The following is a 3409-nucleotide window of genomic DNA, read 5'->3' as shown; positions in this document are numbered from 1 at the left end:
AAAATATGCCTAAATTACAATCGCCTATTCTTCAGGCACCTATTCACCCAGGCGAACATCTGGCTGAATTCCTAGAGGAATACGGCATTAGTGAATATCGTCTGGCCAAGACAATCAATGTAGCCCCTGTTCGCATCAACCGCATCGTTAAGGGCAAACAAACTATCACCGCCGACACCGCGATCCGGCTCGGCAAGGCATTCAACATGTCGGCTGAATTCTGGCTCAATCTTCAAAAATTTTATGAATTGAGTTGCGCCAGACAAGCAGTCATCGACCATATCAAACCCCTAATAGAACCGCCAGTTGCGGCATAAACAGTTGCAGCATAAACAGTTGCGGCATAAAAAAGAGGAGCCTAAGCCCCTCTTTCTTTATTGATGTAAACCTTATCAAATTCAGATGATTAGAAGCTCATCCGGATTTGAACATATGTGGCTGTTGCATCATTACTTTTGTTTTCTTTTGCTTCTGTAGCCTTAACTTCCTTAGTCGCATCGGTATATTCACTCATGGTGTAAATAAGATTAGCCGTTAAACCGGGCGCAATCGTGTATTTCACTCCAAGTGCATTGGATGAATATTCATCACCCATATGCGTCCCTGCATCTTCCTTGTTCTTGAAATTGATGAAATTCAAGGTCAGGGCATCCGTTGCATTATAGGCCAATTCGATTTCAGTGGCTTCCTGGTCAGATGTTTTTGCAGTTTTGGCATCTGCCTCTTTCTTATTACGCTCCTTTGCATTGCCAATCTGGACAGCTGACAACGTGAAGTCACCCCTTGAAACCTCAAGACCAACTTCTGTGATGTCATTATCAGTCGATGCTGCAACAGAATCCTTAGCTTTCATTGACTCAGTTCCATAACTCACTTTTAAGCCAGTACCGTCCATGACATCCATGCCATATGTAACACGCCATGAAGTAGAGTCACCCTTGCTATCACCACCAGCATCAGCCATTGAAACACCTAGCTTCAGGCCGGAAATACTTGGTGAATCATAGATGATCTTTGAGCTTTTGCCTGATGTGGTAATATATGAACCAGTCATAATACCACTATCCTTCTGTACAGCATCTGGCGCTGGCTGTTGTCCCCCTTTGATGGTTCCACGCCAGTCTGCACCAAGCGAGCCTGAATAAAGCGGTGCCCATTGGCGACCAACCGTTACTTTACCCCAATCATCACTCATATAGATATAGTTACGGTCAACGCCAGTTGTGCCTTCACGTAAACGCGCGGCGGCACCATAGGTCAGACCAGAGTCAGCCGTTTGATCAGCGTTGAACCAGATTTCCAGCCCTTCGCCCATTGATGTGTTGTTGTTTCCAGAGTCAGTTTCTGGAACATCAACATAATCATCCGACCAAGATTTATATGTAAATTGGGCATTACCGCTGATGCTGAGATCAGCCAGCGCCGAAGTAACACCGCCCAGCGCAATCAAGGCTGTCGTTGTCATTAATAGTCTTTTCATCTCGAAACTCCCTTTCGGTTTGATGAAATGTCAAACGGAACGGCGTAACGGGGAGTGCGTACAAAACAGCTTTTTCGACAAATCATGAACCAAACCGTTTAGAAAGATAGGCACCCAAAAGGCGGATGCTTTAAAACGGATAAAGCGACATGACGTGGCACCGAAAAAGAAAAGGCCGAACCATAACGTAAAAGATATACGACACCATGCCGCACATCTCTTGTTATGAGTGCGCCCTTGGGCCAGTTTATTCAATTTTTACAGTGGGTTTAGGCCTTAAACCAAATATTATTTGTTGTATAAATACAACTATTTAGTTTGTTCTAAATAAGCAGTTTCATAAAAATCTAGGTTTTCCGCCATTTTATCTGCTGGGCATTATCGGGGCGGTCATATCGGGGCGGTCATATCGGGGGCGGCTATATCTGGACTGCTATGTTGGGCGGCTATGTTAAAGTTGATCCTGTCAGGGTGAAATTGTCATACAGATGCGTCACGCCACCTGATCGCAAGCGGCCTGTTCCGGTGACCGATAGCCGAAGCCGAATATAAATCGCCTGATGTGATCGACCCTGGGGGATGACCAGATGCGGTGCCATATCGATATCAATGCGATATTCGGCTGTATAGCCAGCCCGCGCATTAAATGAAGCACCACTGGGTTTTGGCACATGCACACGCGCCAGCTTGACGCTGACAATGCCATTGAAATTCCGATAGGTGGCATAATGTTCGGTCTGGGCATTATGATAAGCTGTCGCATCAAACAGACCAGAACGGATACGATGCGCACGGGCAACCATAATGCCGCCACGATCCGGCGCACCGATAAAAATCTCGATCGGACAGCGGAACCCCCGCAAAATATCGCCCCAAGGCTGGGCGCCAGTGTCAGGACGGTAAAAACTCGATAAGGTCAGTTTTGGCGTGCGTGACCAGAACCGGCTGAAATAGCCCTCGGCGTTTTGAGGGCGATTGGCACCATGCGTATCATCAAACGTCAGAATTGTTTTATCCGCATCAGATAGCGTTGCGGAAAAGGCATCTGGGGCAACCCGAAGCGGGCCAAAGGTGAATATACCGCTTCGGGCGGGCGACTTAGGCGCGCTGATCCGTCGATCCTGCGTAAAGGTATGAAAGCCTGTGCCCTTTTGCGTGGGCATGATGATGCGGGGCGCCAGGATAAAGCCGTTATCCGCAATACCTTCCCCTTGCGGTCCTTGCGGCCCTTGGGGTCCGCGCACCCCTGTGGCACCTTGTGGCCCTTGCTGACCTCGATCCCCCCTTGGTCCGGTTATGGGTGCCAATGCGGTGGCTGTCACTTGCGGTGAAAATGCCGATATCTGGCCTGTATGCCGGACATAACGAAGCCGGAAACGGACAGGCTGACCAGCTGTCAATCCGGCGGCTGTCCATGCTGTTGCTGTCGTTTGACCCAGCTTGGTTTCGCTACTGCGTCCCTGCTGTGCCCATACCTCATAATGCGCCAATCCGGCATCAGCCACCGCTGTCCAGCGTAATTGCACCAACCCCTGTCCAGCGATTGCCCGCAATCCCTCTGGTGCCGCCACTGCTTCTGTTTGGACAAGGGCGGGCAAAGGCGCATGATGATGCAGGGGCACCCCGCGACGGCTTGTCCAGCTGATCGGCGCAATGGAAAACCGCCATGACTGCCTGTCACTAGCAGATAAATCTGCATCAGCGCCATCATCACCAATCACATCGAACATGGCCGCAGGGGCACTGGTTTGCGCGGTTTGTACCGTGCCATCAGGTGCCGTTGCTGTCACATGCCAACCAGACAGGCGCGTATCATATGGGCTTTCCCAGGTGATATAGATCTGTTGTGCCAGCCCTGTACTGCGCCGAATTTCTGCCACCTCAAGCCGGATCTGCGTGGCGGCTGGCAGGGGCGCCGAAAAGTCAGGT

At 50.0% G+C, this 3409-nt stretch carries 2 protein-coding genes and 1 pseudogene; 1 reads left to right on the top strand and 2 read right to left on the bottom strand.

The window, feature by feature from the left end:
- Positions 1–5: 5 nt before the first annotated feature.
- Positions 6–317 carry a HigA family addiction module antitoxin gene (locus tag ACTF7Q_RS10345; RefSeq protein WP_438997754.1) on the top strand — a complete coding sequence of 104 codons (312 nt, stop codon included), beginning with the start codon at positions 6–8 and terminating at the stop codon, positions 315–317.
- 89 nt (positions 318–406) lie between these two features.
- Here ACTF7Q_RS10345 and ACTF7Q_RS10340 read toward each other — a convergent pair whose 3' ends face one another.
- On the bottom strand, positions 407–1480 hold the full coding sequence (locus ACTF7Q_RS10340) for a porin (protein WP_438997753.1): 1074 nt from the start codon (positions 1478–1480) through the stop codon (positions 407–409).
- 446 nt (positions 1481–1926) lie between these two features.
- Positions 1927–3409, bottom strand: a pseudogene (locus ACTF7Q_RS10335) (hypothetical protein); the annotation flags it as partial.

Source organism: Puniceispirillum sp. (SeqCode), from assembly GCF_965657105.1.
GTDB lineage: Bacteria > Pseudomonadota > Alphaproteobacteria > Puniceispirillales > Puniceispirillaceae > Puniceispirillum.
Note: the sequence above shows the minus strand (reverse complement) of the source record. Positions and strands in the feature narration are given on the sequence as shown.